This window comes from Sneathiella sp., assembly GCF_041689005.1.
In the GTDB taxonomy this organism is placed as follows: Bacteria; Pseudomonadota; Alphaproteobacteria; order Sneathiellales; family Sneathiellaceae; genus Sneathiella.
The window spans coordinates 1-19,314 of record NZ_JBDNHC010000070.1 but is presented as its reverse complement, the minus strand read 5'-3'; the positions used below and the strand labels follow the sequence as shown (position 1 = coordinate 19,314).

General features: G+C 51.3%; 14 protein-coding genes. 4 read left to right on the top strand and 10 right to left on the bottom strand.

Going from position 1 to position 19,314, the window contains the following annotated elements; translation table 11 throughout:
* Positions 1–240: 240 nt before the first annotated feature.
* The 3 genes from ACESNI_RS07825 to ACESNI_RS07815 all read right to left on the bottom strand — a co-directional run bounded on the left by ACESNI_RS07825 (position 241) and on the right by ACESNI_RS07815 (position 2,869).
* Positions 241–1,458 (bottom strand): hypothetical protein, encoded by a 1,218-nt coding sequence (locus ACESNI_RS07825; RefSeq protein WP_373085986.1) that lies wholly within the window; start codon positions 1,456–1,458, stop codon positions 241–243.
* A complete protein-coding gene (locus tag ACESNI_RS07820; protein ID WP_373085985.1) occupies positions 1,455–2,240 on the bottom strand; it encodes a metallophosphoesterase family protein in 786 nt (261 codons plus the stop codon). Before ACESNI_RS07820 ends, ACESNI_RS07825 begins: the two co-directional genes overlap by 4 nt.
* A 239-nt stretch (positions 2,241–2,479) precedes the next feature.
* A complete protein-coding gene (locus ACESNI_RS07815) occupies positions 2,480–2,869 on the bottom strand; it encodes a hypothetical protein (protein WP_373085984.1) in 390 nt (129 codons plus the stop codon).
* An 820-nt stretch (positions 2,870–3,689) separates the two neighbouring features.
* Here ACESNI_RS07815 and ACESNI_RS07810 point away from each other — a divergent pair.
* Positions 3,690–5,717: a right-handed parallel beta-helix repeat-containing protein gene (locus ACESNI_RS07810; RefSeq protein ID WP_373085983.1), complete on the top strand. Its 2,028-nt coding sequence runs from the start codon at positions 3,690–3,692 to the stop codon at positions 5,715–5,717.
* 178 nt (positions 5,718–5,895) lie between these two features.
* Positions 5,896–7,383 (top strand): hypothetical protein, encoded by a 1,488-nt coding sequence (locus ACESNI_RS07805; RefSeq protein WP_373085982.1) that lies wholly within the window; start codon positions 5,896–5,898, stop codon positions 7,381–7,383.
* A 6-nt stretch (positions 7,384–7,389) separates the two neighbouring features.
* Here the strand turns inward: ACESNI_RS07805 and ACESNI_RS07800 are convergent, their stop codons facing one another.
* Complete coding sequence (locus ACESNI_RS07800) at positions 7,390–8,673, bottom strand: HlyD family type I secretion periplasmic adaptor subunit (protein ID WP_373085981.1); 1,284 nt, start codon at positions 8,671–8,673, stop codon at positions 7,390–7,392.
* The gene (locus ACESNI_RS07795) at positions 8,670–10,781 is read right to left on the bottom strand and encodes a type I secretion system permease/ATPase (protein WP_373085980.1); all 2,112 of its coding nucleotides are present in this window, start codon (positions 10,779–10,781) and stop codon (positions 8,670–8,672) included. Before ACESNI_RS07795 ends, ACESNI_RS07800 begins: the two co-directional genes overlap by 4 nt.
* Positions 10,782–11,125: 344 nt before the next feature.
* Between ACESNI_RS07795 and ACESNI_RS07790 the strand changes: the two genes are divergently transcribed.
* Positions 11,126–11,758, top strand: coding sequence for an XrtA/PEP-CTERM system exopolysaccharide export protein (locus tag ACESNI_RS07790; RefSeq protein WP_373085979.1), 633 nt, complete (start codon positions 11,126–11,128; stop codon positions 11,756–11,758).
* A gap of 57 nt (positions 11,759–11,815) precedes the next feature.
* Positions 11,816–13,279 (top strand): TIGR03016 family PEP-CTERM system-associated outer membrane protein, encoded by a 1,464-nt coding sequence (locus tag ACESNI_RS07785; protein ID WP_373085978.1) that lies wholly within the window; start codon positions 11,816–11,818, stop codon positions 13,277–13,279.
* A gap of 70 nt (positions 13,280–13,349) precedes the next feature.
* Here the strand turns inward: ACESNI_RS07785 and ACESNI_RS07780 are convergent, their stop codons facing one another.
* The 5 genes from ACESNI_RS07780 to ACESNI_RS07760 form a co-directional block, all read right to left on the bottom strand.
* Complete coding sequence (locus tag ACESNI_RS07780; RefSeq protein WP_373085977.1) at positions 13,350–14,204, bottom strand: ExeA family protein; 855 nt, start codon at positions 14,202–14,204, stop codon at positions 13,350–13,352.
* A gap of 187 nt (positions 14,205–14,391) precedes the next feature.
* Positions 14,392–16,755 (bottom strand): tetratricopeptide repeat protein, encoded by a 2,364-nt coding sequence (locus tag ACESNI_RS07775; protein ID WP_373085976.1) that lies wholly within the window; start codon positions 16,753–16,755, stop codon positions 14,392–14,394.
* 251 nt (positions 16,756–17,006) lie between these two features.
* The gene (locus ACESNI_RS07770) at positions 17,007–18,269 is read right to left on the bottom strand and encodes a glycosyltransferase (protein ID WP_373085975.1); all 1,263 of its coding nucleotides are present in this window, start codon (positions 18,267–18,269) and stop codon (positions 17,007–17,009) included.
* Positions 18,269–18,775: a glycosyltransferase gene (locus ACESNI_RS07765; RefSeq protein WP_373085974.1), complete on the bottom strand. Its 507-nt coding sequence runs from the start codon at positions 18,773–18,775 to the stop codon at positions 18,269–18,271. The genes ACESNI_RS07770 and ACESNI_RS07765 overlap by 1 nt, the downstream gene beginning before the upstream one ends.
* Positions 18,776–18,894: 119 nt before the next feature.
* The coding region (locus ACESNI_RS07760) for a hypothetical protein (protein WP_373085973.1) at positions 18,895–19,314 on the bottom strand (420 nt) is incomplete at its 5' end.

Here is a 19,314-nt window from a genome sequence, read left to right as displayed (position 1 = left end):
CCGCCGCGGCCTTCTCAATTTGCGAGAATTATTTTTCTGAAATACTGCTGAAAATAACAAACGTTTGGTTATGCGGTCTTGTCAGTGGCCGCGGCGGCAGCCGTGAAAAATGAGGAGGGTGAAATATCATTCTTTTAGTTTCATGGGCACGGGCCTCCCTCAGGACATCAATACATTCGTCGCCTAAAAACAAGGCCCACGAAACCGAAGTAACCGCATATATAGTCTTCTGGCTAGGGACTAATTACAGGCGCCCTTATTCCGGGCGATCCTGTAGATATGGGTATCATACGGTCCGAAGCTGTCTTTGAACCCGCCTGCGTCGAGTTGAATGGTTCGGTCTTCATCGAGCACGTCAATCATCTGGTTTTCCATTGATTGTGCCAGCTTGAAATGAGCGGCACCCGGCAACCGGCTTTTTGATCCCGCAAATATATAAACTGCACAGCTATCGCTTTTGACCATCATCGAAATCGCGCTCCCCAAACGGTTGCCTCCGTCGAAAGGCGCCGGCGTGACCGTTACTACGTCTTTCAGGGTCGCACTGTTCAACACCCGCGCAAGGGAGGTTATGCGGGCATTTGTCCTGGCAACAGCCTGCCGAAGGTCCGGATGCTGCAGGAGCGCCGCCTCGACAAATGTCGGCTCGAACTGATGAACAAAATATAAGATGCCCCGTGCACCATGAATGATACTGAGCCAGACCATGTTCCGGACCTCTTCGCCCGTGGGCAGGGCGTCGGGATTGCTGCCCCGGCTGGCTCCGATGACCGTCCAGATGGGTTTTGCGCCCTTAGTCCATGTTACCAGCCGGTCCGTGCCCTTAGCGACCAGGTCGAGCCGACCGCGAATCGCCGGGTCCCGATGCGTGACCGGGTATATGTCGAAGCTGACGATATCCGCCGCCGTCACATATTCTTCATAATCTTCAGGGTGATTGGTGCGCGGGCCGCGCCCGTACCACTCGTCCCAGGCTACACCCTGACCGAGATTCAACAGAATAGGGCGGGACGGGTCCCGCTGCCTGATATTGCGATAGCGGCGAACCATCTCCATCGGCGGGATTGGCGGCGCGAGGCCGGATTGCCCCACCTGTCTCTGGGCGTTGTCAGGTTCGTCCTTCATCATCCAGCCGACAATGACATCCTTATTGGCATCGGTCAGGCCCACATCGTTCATGTTGCTAAAGGCCGGCATCCCTGCCGCCTTCAAGCGGGCAAGCTGCTCCGAGGTCGGGCCCTTCCAGAGGCCGACATAGAGGTTGATACCAATTTTCCGGTAGTCTGAGGCGTTTTCGGGGTCCTGCAGCCAGACCGCGATTGGAAAATAATCCGGGCGGGTCAGCAGAGGGCCGGGAGAGGACTCTTGAGGGGCCGCAAACGAATTCATAGGGCCATAGAGAGCGAAAAGAACGAAAAGCAGGCACGGGAGGCGCAAAACCCTGCTGCGTTCGCTCATAAAATTTCCTTGTCCTTTCCCTCCAGTACCAGACAGGTCAGGGTATTGGAATAGAAGGCCCCGGTATCAATCGCTATCCGGTTTTGCTTGAATTCCGGCTCGGGGATGATGCTATGGCCATGAACGATCACTTTTTCATATAACCCGTCATGCAAGAGAAACTCATCGCGGATCCATAAAAGATCGTGAGCCGCTTGATTGTCGAGGGATTCGCCCGGGTCAATTCCGGCGTGAACAAAAAAATAATCGCCCGCAATATATCTGTCATCCAGATCTTTGAGAAACTGGCGATGCGTATCCGGGATCAATTTTTTGAATTTTTTTGCCGCGGTCTTGATATTCACCTCCGTTGCGGTCCCTGGCGTTATCTCGACGTCATAACTTCTCAGGGTCGAATCGCCGCCATAATGAAGCCAGCGCTTGCCTTTTACCGGCTCGCTCAGAAAACACAGCATCGACTCTTCGTGATTGCCCTTCAGGGTCACGATATTCACGCCCGGCAAATCAAGCTTCAATATCGTTTCGATCACGCCCCGGCTATCCTGACCCCGATCAACATAATCCCCGAGGAAAACGAGGTCTGTTTTGACTTTCTTCTTTTTTGCCATATCTGCCGAAATCCGATCCAGCAGCAAACGCAGCAGGTCATTCCGCCCGTGGATATCACCAATAACATAGGCACGATGGTCAGGCGGCATCGCGGCGGTGTCGAGCGATACCGGTTCAACCTCGTCAATTGGGGAGCGTTTTGAAATAAGCCTGTTAAGCCGCATAAATGGCATTCAATTCAAACCTTCATATTGATGTGGCACTATAGTCCGGCTGTCGTATTACGGCAAAGATTATCCAAATTGATTTGTTATCATAGCCCTTGAACGATTGGATCAGAAAAAAGTCAAAAAAATGGCGGTCAATGACCGCCACTTTGTATAGTGCTAAAATATCTGATTTGAAAGTCACCCGGTAAGTCCGTCTGACTCCAATAATATGCTCACTGCTTAAAAATACTCTGTGTTCACGTCTATTGATCCTCTGTTGGCTGGCCCTTCTTACGGCTATGCCCAAGCCAGCCGATTGCCCCGAGCGCCGCACCGAACAAAATCAATGCCGGCGATAACGGGACGCCGCTGCCAAAACTTTCTTCTCCAACAGCTCCCGCAATTTTTTTTGCGGGCTTATCGCTAAATAACGCCACCGTTGTCGACATGTTTTGTTTGTGAACTGCATCTTTGCCGCCCTCAATAGAAAGCGGGGCCGCCAGGACAATACCAGCGGTCATCATGCCTAATATAAGTAATGTGGCGATCGTCTTTGTAATCATCACTATTTCCGCTTCACCCTTCAAATTCAACGAACCGCTCAACTCGACATGTATATAGTTCTCAATGATGACGATATTATGCAGTCTCAATATTTCATGCATCCCTCATATGGGGGATAGGTATGATAATTTAATTCAGGCGGGAATCCGATTTCTCATCCGCACAGCGTTAACAGCTGACAAGAGAAATGGTTCCGCCGATATGTTTAATACAAAATTTTCCGGCATTTTTCTGACCTGCGCGACCAGAATTATCGACTGCGGACAAGAAAAAAAGAAATATCCTGAATTTTAATCCAAATTTCGCGGAAAACACGACCCATCCCAATCAAGAATTCGGAGCCTTGTTACTTGGTCCGTAAAACATCTTCTGTCCGCTAAAATCTGAATTGGATTGACGCGAACCGACTATACGCAAACGCGGCTAGTAAAAATAAGTTCCATGCTTAATAAAATTTTCTTCTCATTCTACTCTCCTGTGACCAGCTCTTTCTTAATTCAGAAAAAAATATGATTTTTATTGCGTAATTATAGTAATTAAAATGTTTTTAGTAATATAAATTAATTTTTTTATGAATTATACTTTGAATTACAAACAAAAATTATTACATAATGACATATTCTGGCCTTATTCAGGATAATAATAGCCAACCATCCGAATATAACGGGTATTTTGATTACATAAAATTTTCCGCAATTTTAAAGTTGTTTGGCGGGCAAATATAAATAGTCAATTTATCGCGTTCGGAAGAGTAAAACCGTTGGTTTTTAATTTTATGTTAAGGAATATGCTGTTAAGTGCATGTACTTTTTACAATAACAAACATGTTAGCGGTTCATAATAAGCGTTAGCGAATAGAGAATAATATCTACGAAGCCGGTTCCGATCTGGTTAGAGAAAGCACAAATTATGGCAATCAATACAATTTTAGTATCAAATAGTGCAGAATTAACTGCAGCTCTCAAAGGCGCAAGCGGGGGGGAAACCATTCTCCTCGAAAGTGGAAACTACAATGACTTTTCTTTTTCAGGCGGTCATTTCAACTCCGAAGTAACAATCAAATCTGCTGATCTGGACGACATGGCGGATTTCAGAACTATCCGTCTCAGTAACGTTTCTAATCTTACAGTCGACAGCGTAAACCTTGATTTCGTACCGGATAGCGGCACGGTCTCTTCTTCAAGTGCCTTTTACGTTGGTAACTCTTCTAATGTTACATTACAAAATTCAACGCTTGAGGGACGTATTGCAACATCTGGAGACGGTGGCCCAAGCGGTATAATTGAAGGTTATCCTGTCGGGCGCGCAATTACTGCGATAAACTCCGATGATATCACAATTGAAAACAATGATATTTCAGTATTTCATAAAGGCATTATCCCAGCCAATATCGATGGCCTTAACATAATCGATAACGAAATTTATGATCTGAGAACCTCACCTGTGACGGGCGGTGACGTTAGAGACGTGAATATTGAAGGAAACTATTTTCATAGCTCACAGCCATGGGCTTACGGCGGAGCCGGAGATCATGGGGACTATATCCATTTTTGGATAACAGCCACACAGACCGAAGCCAGCGATAATATTCACATTTCAGATAATCACTTTGCCGAAGGCACTGGCCAAAGCATGCTCGGTATCTATCTTGATAACAATGGCGACATGAATGGCCTCCAGTTTGAAGATGTCGTTATCGATAATAATGTGTTTTCCACCGGAAATCATCAAGGTATCCGAATTGAAGGTGCGCAAGGGCTGGAAATTACAAACAACTCTTTGATCCAGATCAGCGGTGATTCAAAAGATGGGCCAACTGTTGTTTTGGCATATGGTGTGAAAGACGCTGCCATTGCAGACAATATTCTGTCCATGCCAATTGCGGAGGCAGCTGGCAGCGAGCATAACTCCAATATAGTCGAACATGGCAACATACTTGTGCAGTATACGGATCCGAATGGGGACAACTATATTGGGGACCTGTTCGTCAACGCCCTGCAAGACAATCCAACACTTTCAGATCTTCTTGCAGTTCCGGACGGCGTTCTCGAACAACTTGGTGTAGGATCTACTCTTACCTATGACATTTCGGGTAATCACGATTCCAGCAATTCAGGTGGTGGAACCCCTGTAGTTGACGTTCCCGTTGTTGATGAACCGGTAGATGAAACACCGGTTATTGATACTCCTGTTGTTGATACTCCTGTTGTTGATGAGCCGGTAGATGAAACACCGGTTGTTGATGCTCCTGTTGTTGATGAACCGGTAGATGAAACACCGGTTGTCGACACTCCCGTTGTTGATGAACCCTTGGGGCAATTAACCGAAGCCGAAGAGAATGAAGCGTTACACCAATCTGCGAATAACGTCGGGGATGACCTTATCAATCTTGGGCGTGGAGATGAATATTTCGGCTCTGATGACTTTACCGCAAGTATAACCTTCGCCCTAGATGGACTAGATGACGGCCGACAGAGGCTTCTATGGAATCACAGTAACTACGGAGTACAAGTAGTTAATGACGACCTCGTTATTTATTTCGCCGAAGAAGGTGAGAAAATGAACGTATTTCAATTCCGCGATGTCATAAAGGATACAGACTGGCACGATGTGCAGCTTGTGCTCGATGACAGTTCGGATACGTTTTCCGTCTATTTTGATGGAAATGTCCTGGAACAACTTGATGGCGTCACAGGCGGCATTAAGGATGCTCAGTGTTGGGATATGACTGTCGGCGGCACGTTATTTTCTTCGGCAGATGACTTCAAGGGTGAAATCGCTGACTTCAGCATTATTGATCACGCGATGGACATTGATGCAAGTCAAACTGTCTACGAAAGAACCGTCGCCATTGATGCCATGGATCAACATAACGGTTCATCCCTGGATGTAATCGGTATCGCCGCTCATGGCCAGGATGCTCTCGACTTCTCGTAATATAGAAAAGTGGTTTTTTATGTTTGAGTTTGTGCGCCTAAGATGTGAATCTTAGGCGCATTTTCTTTTTATAGACACTGGCTTTTCTTTACCCCTGATCCAAATGTAATAATACTTGCCGCCTCTCCTCCTGAGGATTACTTTCGTAAAAAATCAACGACGACAAGGACTTCTGAAGATGGCACCCAAATTCGAAGACTCCTCGCGACTGCCAAAACAGTTCGTCATTTCCCGGCAAATCCCAGAGGCCTACAGCGACTGGAAAACACGGCGTCTGAATGACTGGACGGTGGCAGCGTCCGCCGAAGTACCAATAGTTGCCCTGTGCGCCGTGGACGGCGTCCCAAGCGGCTATCTAATCGGCTGGGCTATTAACGACGGGGCGCTTCTCGCAGATGGTACCGACCTTTATCTGGAGCCCGACAAGCAGGCGGCCTTTTATGACCGTCTCTGCGGTCGGTATATCCTGCTGTACCGGAATGATGGCGCGACTTATGCCCGAACCGATGCCGGCGGCCTGCTTCCCCTTGTCTATTGCCCGCAGTCAAATACCGCGGCATCGACCCCAACGGCCTTGCTCCCCTGGCAAAACCTCGAAATCAATTCACCAGTGTCAAAGGCCTTCAACATCCCGCCGCGTCATGGATGGTATCCGTTCGGTTTGACGCCCTTCGTTGGTGTCACCCGATTGCTGCCAAATCACAGCCTCTGCCTGGAGAGTTGGCAGACTGAACGGTTCTGGCCGCGCCCGCAAGATATTGACGCCATGGCACCAGCCGCCGCCGATGCTGAGAAAATTGCCATTGAGATTGCCAAAAAAACCCAGAAGAACGTCGCAGCAATCATAGCGGCGGGACGGGGAATTGCCCATCTTACCGCCGGATTTGATTCAAGAATGGTGGTCGCGGCGACCAAACCCTACCTGGCCGACTGTACGTTTGAGACCGTACAAGCGCCGAACAATGACAAGTCTCTTGATAGCGACATGGCGGCGATGATTTCCGCCAAGCTGGGATTGCGACATGAGTTTATTGAGTTCATTGAAACGCCCCCCGCGGAAATCGATGCCTGGCTGACCCGGACCGGCTACTGCGTTTATGACCATGTGACCGGTTTAGCAGCAACCGCCGAGCGGTACGACCGTCAATATCACGCCCTTACTGGCACCTGCGGCGAGGTTGGCCGCGCGTACTACTGGGGCGATGGTATCGAGACAAGCCCGGTGATATCCGTTGAAACCCTTCTCTTGCGTCTTGGAATTCCGGAAACCGAGGAAACCATAGCGGCTGCTAATCAATGGACCCAGGGCCTTCCCGTGCAAGGCGGCAGCCTGTTCTGGGATTTAGCCTATATCGAACAAAGGCTCGGCTGCTGGGCGGGGCCGAGCGTGTTCGGGCATAACGTATCCTTTCCCTCGCTCAGTCCGTTTAACTGCCATGAAATATACCGGCTGATGCTCTCATTACCGGAAGAATACAGAGCCTCACAGCAGTTTTCCCGCGACTTCATCGGTTATCTCTGGCCCGAACTTCTCAACTTTCCCTTTAACAGGGCCGTTGGGCTCTCCAAACTCAAATATATGAGATCGGAAATCCCGGCGATTTTGCCGGACAGGCTGGTCTCAATCCTCAAACGTATCCGGAAAAAGCTTAAATCCCGAATCTAGCTCGACCTAATCTTCCCGCAACGCACGATTGAAACTGAGAATGATCGGATTGACGAAATAATCGAGAGCCGTGCGTTCCCCAGTTGAGATCATGACGTCGGCCTGCATTCCCGGACGCAGCTGGGTGATTTTCATCTTCGGATCTTCAAGGTCATCAATTTTAATCCGCGCCAGATAATAGAAGCTGCCGCTGCGCTTGTCTTCCAGCGTGTCGGCTGAGACACTGACAACAGTGCCTTCGGCAGGCAGAGAGAAGCGCTGGCTGAAGGCCGGAAAGCGAATTCGCGCCGGAAGGCCAACATGAACCGAGTCAATATCCTTGGTGTTCACCTTGGCCTCGACGATTAGCTGGACATCGTCTGGAACGATTTCGAGGACCGTCGCACCGGGAGCAATAACACCGCCCGATGTATGCACCTGTAAATTAACGACGTAGCCCGTGGTCGGTGCGCGGATTTCCGTCCGGTCCAGAACATCCTCGGAGGCCCTGTTCTGCTCGTCCAGATCAAATAATTTCGCCTGAACGTCCCTGAGATCAGCTACGACCTGATCAACCTGGCTCGTTGATTTCTCGTTGATCTGCAGGAGAACCTCGCCAATCGCCTGACGCGTCTGGGCAATCTTCGATAAGCTCTGGCTGCGATTGCCCTTCAATTCTGCAAGACTGCGCTGAAGGGCCCTGAGCCGCGGCCGTTTGGCGAGGTTTTTCTTGACCAGACCCTCGACATCATCAATCTCATCGCCAATCAGGTTGATCTGACGGTCCGATGCGGTAATCTGGCCTTGAAGACCCTTGATTTCTTCCTCCAGTTGAGCCGCCTTCTGTTCAAGAATAGTGATCTGGCCCTGCTTGGATGTCTTGCGCGCCTCAAATATATTCTGTTGGCCCTTCATGGCGTCGCGGACATTCGGCTCGTCTTTTCGCTTTAGCAGCCAGTCGGAAAACTCTATTTTATCAAGACCGTCCCGTTCAGCAACCAGCCTCGCCTGTTGTGCAAGAGCCACAGTCTTGCGGCCCTTGATAATTTCCATTGAGGCCTTCGACTGGATTTCATCAAGGATAATCAGGATCTGCCCCTGCTTGACGAAATCACCGTCCCTTACCTTGATTTCAGAGACGATTCCGCCTTCAAGATGCTGAATGGATTTGCGATTGCCTTCAACGCTCACCGTCCCTTGCGCAATGGCCGCACTGCCGAGCGGGGCGAACGCCGCCCAGCCGATAAAGGCGCCAAAGAACAGGAATATGACCACCATCCCTGTGATCACAGGGCCACGCACATTCATCATCTCTTGATTTCCTCAATATATTTTAACGCACCCTGTTGATCTCCCTTGACGAACAGCGAGTATATTCGGGAAATTTCTTCATCATTCAGCGGATGGCTGGTCAATGACTGTATTTTTGCCTTTATCTTGACGCTTGGGCCCATGGTCAGCACCGCCGCCTTTTTGCGCACGGTTGCCTCGCCATTCACATGCACGCCATTGGTCTTTTTTACCAGCCGGTTCGCAAGAGGCTTGCGGTCGGCGGCGGTACGCGGGTGTGAAAATTTTATGCTCTGCGCCTGCCCATTGATGGGCTGCGCGGTCGGGCGCGTGTTTGTCGGCTTGACCACAGGTGTTACAATGGTTTTTGCGTCAATGTCTTCTTGCCCGTCCGTTGGGGGGGAGCTTTTGCGAACCTGGAACGTTTGCTGCCCCGGAGGGGGGAGCGCCCGTTGGCGGCCCTGTAACTTCATCAGGACGTCGTCGCGCGGTCCAAAATCCTGCAGCATACCGTCCTTGAGGACAAGAATCTTATCAACATGCTTGAGGACATTGGGACGATGGGCAATAACAATGATTGTCATGCCTTCCGCCCGCAAATTTTCCATCGCGCTCATCAGGGCGGATTCGCCCTGACTGTCGAGGTTGGCGTTTGGCTCGTCCAGAACGAGAAGACTGGGATCTCCATAGAGCGCCCGCGCCAGCGCAATACGCTGACGCTGGCCGCCGGACAGGGCGGCCCCACCTTCACCGATGTCGGTTTCGTAGCCCTTTTCCATCCGCAGGATCATTTCATGAATACCCGCTTTTTTTGCCGCGGAAATGACGACCGCCGGATCGCCGTCGCCCATCCGGGCAATATTTTCACGGATGGTTCCGGAAAACAGCTCGATATCCTGTGGCAGATAGCCGATATACTGGCCACGGTCTTCTGCACTCCATTCGGCCACATCCATCTCGTCCAGCCGGGCATGGCCGAAGCGCGGCTTCAGGTTCCCGACAAGAACGCGAACGAGCGTTGTTTTGCCGGCGGCCGTCGGACCGATGACACCCAGAATCTCCCCGCAATTAAGCCGGAAGTTTATATTTCTCAGTATTGGTTCCTTGGTATTGACGTGGGTATAGCTCAGCCCTTCCACGGACACGATCCCCTTGGGACGCGGCAGCGGCATAAGTTCGGTGCTGGGCGCGCTGTCATCCAGTTGCGTCTTCAACCGTCCATAGGCGGCACGGGCCGACAGAAACCCCTTCCATGATCCGATGGCCTGCTCCACCGGGGCCAACGCGCGGCCCATGATGATGGAACCGGCGATCATCGATCCGGGCGACATTTCCGCCTTGATAACAAGCCAGGCGCCGGCGCCGGTAATCCCGATCTGCAACATGACACGCACGAATTTGGACGCCGAAACGATGATACCGCCGCGGTCACTGGCGCCTGCCTGCAACGTCAGCGCCTCGGTGTGATGCTTGTTCCAGCGGTTGATCAATTGCGGCATCATGCCCATGGCTTCAATAACATCTGCATTGCGCGACGCCGTTTCCGCCTCTTTCATGGCGACCATCGACCGCCCGCCTGCCTGGTTGAGCAGCTTGCGGGTCGCCTTTTCATTGACAATGGCCAAGCTGATCAGCACCAGGGCGCCAATCAGCGCAATCCAGCCCAGCAGGGGATGCAGCAGAAACATCACGCCCAGAAAAAGGGGGGCGAACGGCGCATCGAGAATCGGAAAGACACTAGGTCCGGTCAGGAACGAGCGGAACGTCGACAGATCCCGCAGCGACTGAACGCTTGCCTCGCGACCGGTTGAGAGGGTCGACAAAATGCTTGCGGTCAAGGCCGCGCCGCCGATCTGTCTATCCAACCAGCTGCTTACCCGGACCAGAATGAACGTGCGGACGCCTTCCAGCAGAGCCATCGTCAACAAAGCTAATCCAGCGATCATCATTAACAACACCAGGGTATCGGTGTTGCGGCTGGTAATAACGCGATCAAAGACCTGCATCATGAAGATCGGGGACGTTAGCATCAGCATATTTATGGCAAGACCAAAAACGGCAATGATGACGAACACCCGCGTACATTTATCCAACGTTTCCTTAAGAAGCGGGTTTTTCTTTATACTCAATCTTTCCTCGATTTTCTGTATCCAAAGTCACGTAAGAGTATAATTACTGATCTGGCGTTTGCCAATCTCAGTATGGTTTTAACTCTACACGCAAAGCGCTGAAAAAGGGTTAACGAATCACATGGAGTTAGGCCCAGAAGAAACATGTCGTGGTCATCACCTCATATTTCAATGCCGTATATTGTTGCATTATGGCCATTGTTGGAGGAATACTGACAAAAATTATGACAATATTTTCGAAATATCCGGAATCTGTGTTAAAAAATGACAGCTTTGCATCTATTTTGAAAACAATCTGTTTCTGGCACTCGATCAGAAATTTTTGATGAGGGAGGCATTATCAAGTGTTTAATCTTCAAACAGTGGCATCCGTGGCCATCCGGGGGCTGTTGATTTCTCTGGCACTTCTGGTTTCCGCATGTACCGCCCAGAATCAGGCATCGACTGTGGCACCAGCATCCTTGTCTGAAGCCCCGCAATATATCATCGGCCCACAGGATGAGCTTGACGTCTTTGTCTGGCAAAATCCCAATTTATCCGTCACGGTCCCGGTTCGCCCCGATGGCCGGATCTCCACACCCCTGGTCGATGACATGGTTGCAGCGTCGAAAACATCACAGGAACTGGCGCGGGATCTTGAGAAAGTTCTCGCCAAATATGTGAAGGATCCGCTTGTAACCGTGACGGTCAAGACATTCAACGGCCCCTATAATCAGCAGATACGCATTGTAGGCCAGGCAGCGGAGCCGAAAGCCATTCCCTACCGGAGCGAAATGACCGTTCTTGATGCCATGATCGCGGTTGGCGGCATGACGGAGTTTGCTGCTGGAAACCGGACGGTTATTGTCCGCAATGAAGGCGGGGAAAATAAGTCCTATGTTGTTCGCCTGAATGATCTGCTGATGGATGGCGATGTATCTGCCAATGTTCCTCTCCTGCCGGGTGACATCCTTATCATCCCAGAAAGCTGGTTCTAGTATTCGTAACAAGTATGCTTGTAACTTGGACAGAATCAAACAAAAGGTGGTCGCATTGTGACAAATGCCAACGATCCTGAATTTGGAAGAAAATGCCAGAAAATCATCGTTTTTGGCTGCGTTCTTGCCGGAAATGCGGTGATATGGTCCTCCAGCGCGATGGCAGAAGATTGGGTCTTCGCCCCCTATGTCGGTATTTCTGAACAATATACCGATAATGCCTTCTCCACCGCGTCCGACAGGAAGGGCGATTTCATCACCAGCCTGAATGCCGGATTCGCGTTAAACAAGGACGGAAACCATTTACAGCTGCGGTCTGAATATGACGGTTCCTACGACATATACAGCAAGTATTCCGACCTGAACGGGTTTCGCCATAACCTGCTTGCCGGGGCCAATGCGGAACTTGTTCCCGAGCATTTATTCGTCGACAGCCAGATTGCGTTCACCGAGCAAACCTTAACGCGTTCGGGCAACACCACCATCGTCGACAGAACCGTTTCGGGAGACAGAACCCGGATTCTTAACACCAGAATCAGTCCCTATTACATGCAGAATTTTGGGGGCGCCGCCACGGGGATTGCCCGCTATACTTATTCCCGGGTTGACTTCTTTGATGCGGGCGTCGGCTCGACGACGACAAACCCGAACAATAGCGAAACCAATCAGATTGATCTCACCATGCAAAGCGGCAGCGATTTCAGCCGGACGAAATGGGCGGTCGAGGGACTTCTACTCGACAACCAGGTCGATAGCGGTAACGATTTACGGCGCGCCTCGATCAAGGGAACCGGCCAGATGCCGATCAATAACAAGGTTGCAGCCCTCGGAACGGTGGGTTGGGATGAATTTGACGGCGAGAACATCGATAACGAAGAAATCAGCGGCGCCTTTTACGGTGGTGGTGTCCGGTTGACCCCGGGGCCCAGAACCGATTTCAGCATCCAGGTTGGTCACCGTTATGGCGGCGGAGTTGTCGATGCGGATCTGACCTACCTGATTTCAACCGAGGCTCTCTTTTTCGCCCGCTATAATGTGGATATCCAGGGTGCCGGCCAGTCCCTCGCCAATACGGACGTTCTCGACCGGAACGGGGAACTCGTCAATCCGAATGTCGTTTCTGGCGGCTATGTCGATTCTATTACCAAGGCGAAAACCTTTACAATGGGTGTATCCGGCGTCAAGGGACGCAACACCTATTCCGGCTCGGGCAGCTATGTTGAGCGGGAATTTCTGGACGACGGAACGAATGATACGGTGGCTGCTATCGATGCCCGATATGCCCGGCAACTTTCACGGCAGCTCGAATTCACCCTCGGTGGTGGCTATTCGGAAGTGCTTGATTCGCAAGTCGCAGGCCAGAAAGACAGCACATATTATGGCCAGACCGGCCTGAACTACCAATTCACCGCCACCGTAAGCGGGTCCCTTTCCTACAGCTATTTTGAGCGGAATAGCGAAACGGACACCGATGACCTCCGGGAAAACACTGTATCGGTTTCGCTTCGAAAGACCTTCTAGTCGCAATTTGTCGAAGGTACCGGCTACCGCTAGAATTTTTCCATAGGGGAGCCGCGCGGGGGGATGGCAATTAGTTCCGGTCCAGCGGGTGGAGTTTCCTGAAGATCAGCTTGGCCAGTTCCTTGTCGTGAATGACCAGGGCGGGTTTTTTCTCCTCCTCCGCGTCCACGACCTGTTTATCAGCCGCGCGGCGTTTGGGTTGATCCGCTGGCGTTGTCAGGCTATCGGAGCCGACATCGAAGATTCCATGCTTACGCTTGTCGGCGATAACCTCCGCGACGATCTCGCCATCAATTTCAGGGGCCATGCGGGCGAAGCCGTAGACAAGACAGGTGTCGCACAAGATATTGATAATACGCGGGATGCCCCGGCTCGCCTTGTACAACTGTTCGCAGGCATCCTGGGTGAACAGCGGCAACTCGCGCCCGGCAATGGAAAGGCGATGGCGTATATATTCGGCAATATCATCCGCGGTAAGCGGTGACAGGTGAAAATCTGACGCGACGCGCTGGGCAAACTGTACAAGCTCAGGGGCCTGCAGCAGGCCCTTCAGCTGTGGCTGGCCAACAAGAATAAGCTGCAGGAGCTGATCATTATCGGCATTGATATTGGAGAGGAGCCGCAGTTGCTCCAGTAGCTTGGGACCTAAATTCTGCGCCTCGTCGACAATCAGGATGGTCCGCCGTCCGGCGGAATACTCCCGGATCAGGAATTGCTGCAACTCATCATGCAGCCCGACATGGGACTTGCCTTCATATGGCTGGCCAAATGCCATAAGCACCCACTGTAGTAGATCCCCGTCCTGGATATTGGACACCAGGCCGACGGTATATTCCTCATCTAGGCGATCGAGCAAATGGCGGATCAATGTTGTCTTTCCACAGCCGATTTCACCAGTCACCACCGTAAAACCAGCGCGATTCATTACTCCATATTCAAGCATCGAATAGGCGAGTGAATGGCTATGCCCCCAATACAGATAATGGGGATCCGGCAATATGGAAAAAGGCTTATGGGACAGCCCGTAAAACTCTCTATACATTCATTTGTACTTTCACCGGTGATCCCGGATGAATTGACAACAATCGATCTTCACGAAGAACTACATAAAATTAATTCGGGCTGGCGCGAAGTTCATCCAGAGCCTTTTTCGCTTCCTCCGCCTGTGGGAAATTTTTATTATTCGCAAGTTTTAACGCCGCTTCCAATGCCGTCATGGCTTCAGCTTTGTTGTTATCCGCCTTATACGCCATTCCGAGATGATATTGGAGAATAGGCAAGGCCGGCAGTTGCTCGGCCGCTTCCTTCAATAGCGGAATTGCCAGTTCATATTCACCCAGGCGATAATGTATCCAGCCTAAAGTATCCTTGAAATAAGGCACTTTTGTGCTCCGGAACCGCTTTGCCAATGTATAGGCACGGCGCAGACCTTCCTTGTCTACGGCCTCATCAGCGATTAGGCTGGCCAGATTATTGACAACGATTTCGGAATTCGGACGGGTTTTCAGCATCTTTTCGTAGGTTGCAATAGCCTCGGTCAGGTTTCCGTTAAGCTCATAAATTCCAGCCTGAGTCAGATTTAACACAAAGCTGTCCGGCTGTTCCTCCAGGCCCGCGATAAGAATTTTCTCCGCTTCCTTCGCCTGGTTTGTCGCCATGTAATATTTCACCAGCATTACATATCCAGCCTCCTGACTGGAATCCTGCGCGATGGCTTCCTGTATTAATTGAACTGCTTCCTTGTTCTGTCTCTTTCCAAACTCGATCTGGGCGAGAAGAAGTTTTGCCTGATAATTGTCTTCACTGCTGGCCAAGACTGATTTAAGAAAGGATTCAGCTTTGTCAACCTTGCCGTTGCGCATGTAGGCCTGCACCAGCGTGACCATTGACTGCCCGGCTTTTGGTGTTTCCTCATAGGCTTTCTCAAATGCATTTTCACTGTCATCCGGATTCTGCATTCCGGCAAGGGCCGCACCGGTAATCTGAAAGGCGGTGACATCCGAGTCATCAATATTCCGAATTTTTTCAGCGAGTTCCTCGGCAGCGGCCCAATCCTGCTGCATCAATTTGACCTGAGCCAACGTCTTGAGAGCCTGCTTGTCCCGGGGATGGGTTTGAACTATTTTCTCTAGAAGGTCCTCGGCGCGCTTCGCTTCAGAATGGCGCAGGAAAAACTGGGCATAGAGAAGGCCGATGTCGGGGGTTTCCTTGCTATAGCGATAGGCGGCGGCGAAACGGTCCTCGGCCAGTTCCAGGCTGCCGTTTATTTCATGGGCCTTCGCCAGTAGTAATGAGGAGCGAACGGATTCCGGCCGCTGTTTTAAGGAGGAGCGAAGATTTGAAATCGCCTCCTCTATCTTGCCTTCATCGACGAGCAACGCCCCGTACAGGACAAGCGCGTTGGTATTCTGCTGGTCAATCGCCAGCACTTCCTTTACCAGAGTTTCGGCCTCCGCTGTATTTCCCTTGCTCATCTCAATTTGCGCCAGCTTATTTCTGGCCTCAAGCGCATCTTCCGGTGCTTTCGCATCGGTTACAATCGACTGCAGGATTGTTTGCGCCTTTTCACCGTCGTTCATAATCTGCGCCAGACTGGCGAGCGCGAAACGGTATCTGTAAACGTCGGGATATTCATTTATCAGATGTTCGAGTTCCGCCACAGCTTCCTCATCGCCCTTGACCGTCTTCACGAAGCGGACAACATCAAGTTTTGCGTCCACGTCGTCAGGGTTTTCCTTGGCAATATTGCGGACAACCTCTTCCGCCTCGACCTTCTGATCATTTTTCAGGTAAAACCTCATCAGGCTCTTTTTAAATTCTGTATTTTCCGGATAGGCGGCAATAAGCTCCTGAAAGACCTTTATAATTTCGTCCGTCTTATTGATCGACGACAGCGCCCTAATTTTCGTGATTTGCAGAGGGATGCTGTCCTTGCTGTGGGACAGGCCCTCGTCCAGAATGGCAACGGCACCGTCCGGGTCCTTGTTTTCAAGTCTTTCGGCGGCGAGAACGGCGATGGCATCTATATTTGACGGATCAACCGCCAGCGAGCTTATGGCTGCCTTGACCGCGTTTTCCTTATCCCCCAGTTTATAGAGGACTGCCGCCTTGAGGGCGAGGACTTCAGAATCTTCCGGGGCCAGTTTCGATACCAGATCACTGGTTTTCAATGCATCTTCCAGACGACCCGACAACAGCATTATTTTTCCATAGCGAACCTGGGCCGGGACATGCTCGGGATTAAGTTCAATGGCTTTCAGAACATCGCCAGCATATTTGCGCCAGTTCTTCGCATTCTCTTCCACCAGCGCGAGGCCATACCAGCCATCGGCGTAATTTTCCTTAAGCTGAAGCGCGTTGCGAAATTCAATACCGGCCTTGACAAAATTTCCCTCTTTGATGAAGGCCATCCCGTCATTGTAGTGCTGCGTCGCCTTTTCTTCGGGGCTGTCGCAGGCGGCAACAGTCAACATCATCAGCCCTGCTAAAAGCCATATGAAAACTGATTTAATGTTCACGCTTCTGATCTTCATTATTATAAATCCCGTCTTTTTGTTCCGGTTTTTCAGAACATCTTTAAGTCCGCTCAAGGTCGATGTTATATATATAACAAATCGAACCAAGGCAGATACTTTCTAATAACACTGATTTGCATCACCACAAAATTTCTCCGATGCCGTCAATGTCGGTATCCCTCAACCCATAGGCTGAATTTATCAAGATATCTTTAATTTGCAGATAATTTTTGTGGATTTTCTTCAGAAATTTCCAACTCGCCCGTCGCCGCCAGTCTATTCCAGACTTCATCCGCCTTGGCGGCCCATGTATGATCTCGAACCCGCTCCCGCTGACGCTGAACGTTAGCCGGGTTTGCCAAGGATTTTCGGATTGCCGCGGTAAATTCTTCGGCCCCGGTCGCGACCGAAATATGGTCCCTGAAATAGTCGACCTCCGGGAAATAGGTGCTGACCACCGGCCGCCCGATTGCCAGATATTCCTTCATCTTGACCGGGTTACACGCCTTTATCCAGTCGCTTTGGTTCCACGGCATGATAAGGACATCACAGGCCGCCATGTAGGAGGCAATCTGTTCATAAAGTCGCTGACCCAGCAAATGAACATTGTCGAGCGGACACCATCCCTCCTTCAGCGAACAGGCCCCGATCATGATGAACTGAACCTCCGGGAGGGCACGCGCCGTTTTCACGAATAAATCCGGATCAAAAGTATGTATGTCGATACCGCCGATGAAACCGACACGCGGGCGCCCAATCTTGCTGATGTCCTCTGGCTCGCGGCCATGATCATCCGCGTCTTTCCCGGCACGCTCAAAGACGTCAAAATCAACGCCATGATCGACAAACAGAGACTGCCGGTTATCGGCCTTCTCCGCGTTATAGAGTTCGCGGGAGCAAAACAGCACGATGTCCGACCGTTGCTTTAATATCCGGTCGAAACTCTTTATTTTCTCAGGATCAACCCCCTTGAAGTCTTCAAACCGATCGGTCCTCTGATAAATGATGCGCGCCGCATTCAGTTGATCCAGCACCGTCGCCCCCGGCGGACAAGCCACCCAGACCAGCGGATTACGAATACCGCAGCGCCTGGCGGCAATTCGGATCTGGATTGAGAGTGCCGTCTTTGCAATCCACGACCCAAGCACGCCGCTGCCACCCCCCGGGAGGGTAGCCGGGCTGTAAACCGCAAAATTGGGGCGCACCCGGACAAGACCTTGACGCAGGCTTTTAAGTTTACGTGCCACGCGTTTGAGAAACATCGCGCCCTCGCCCATTTTTGGCGGCCGCATACCGATGGAATTGATATAGAGCACCGGGACACGGGCACTGAACTCCCGCATCATCTGCAGATCATAATGCCCGCGGTTATGGTACCACCAGTCAACCCCGCCGAAACAGATCACCCCATCGAAGGGTTGCTCTGTGGAGACTTCCTGCCCGGCCACCAGGTTCATGTTGTGCACGTTGCTCATCAAGTTTTCGTTTCCATATGAATAAAGTCACGGAGGGTCTCAATCAGCTTCGGCTCGGCAAACGCACTTGCCGCCGCACCCGCGGTTACCGGCGGGTTTTTGCTCAATCGCGTAAGGAGCGCAGCCAGCTCGGTCTCGTCCCAGGCCACATAAACTCCTTCCTTTCTGCCGAATTTCTCGGCGGTCGCCCGCTGATGCTCGTTCCGATGTTCCCCCAGCGCCGCGCTGCGCGGCATGATGATGATCGGCTTTGACGCCGTCAGCGCGGAAATAATAGATCCCATGCCGGCGTGAGCGACGATCAGGTTGGCCGCATTGAAACGCTTGTTGAATTCCTCCGGCCCGATAAAATCCTGCCATTCGAAATGGGCCGGCCGATATCCCTTTGGACCCGGATCGGAGATTTGGCCGAATATACCCACATCCGGTACTTTCTTGCACCAGGTATCAACGGCCTTCACCATTCGGTCAAAAGTCAGCTGCGTCCCCACCGTCAAAAAAATCATATGACTGAACCCTTATACTCGGGATGACGTGATTTGACTTCCGTCGTCTCGGTCAGGTGCTTCCATTGCGTCAGCCATAAATCAGCGGAGGAGCCAATTTTTAAGCCGGAAAGTGACATTTACTCGGCATTGGCAATACTATCGACCCAGATCGTCCGTGCCCCAAAAATCTTACCTAATTTCAGGGCGAAATAACCCGCCGCGGCGCCTGTCGATATAATCACATCGGGACGTTCCCGGATCAAGACGAACAGAATGCCCAGAAGCTGCCGGACCAGACGAACCTTCTCCCGGCGGTTGGCGTCAATCACCTGATAAAATCGCGGCTCCGGCTGACCGCGGTCGCGGGCATCCCGGATCAGGTCATCCTGGTATCCGTCTTTCGTTGTGACATAGACCGCCTCGCAGCCATCCCAGGCCGATCGCATCCGCTGTAATTGTACCCAATGTCCTCCCGCGGAGGAAATCGCGAGAATGCGGCGTCGCTTCTGTGCTGTCATGTCTGATCCATTATTTGTGAGGATGCCTTCAAAACCGGT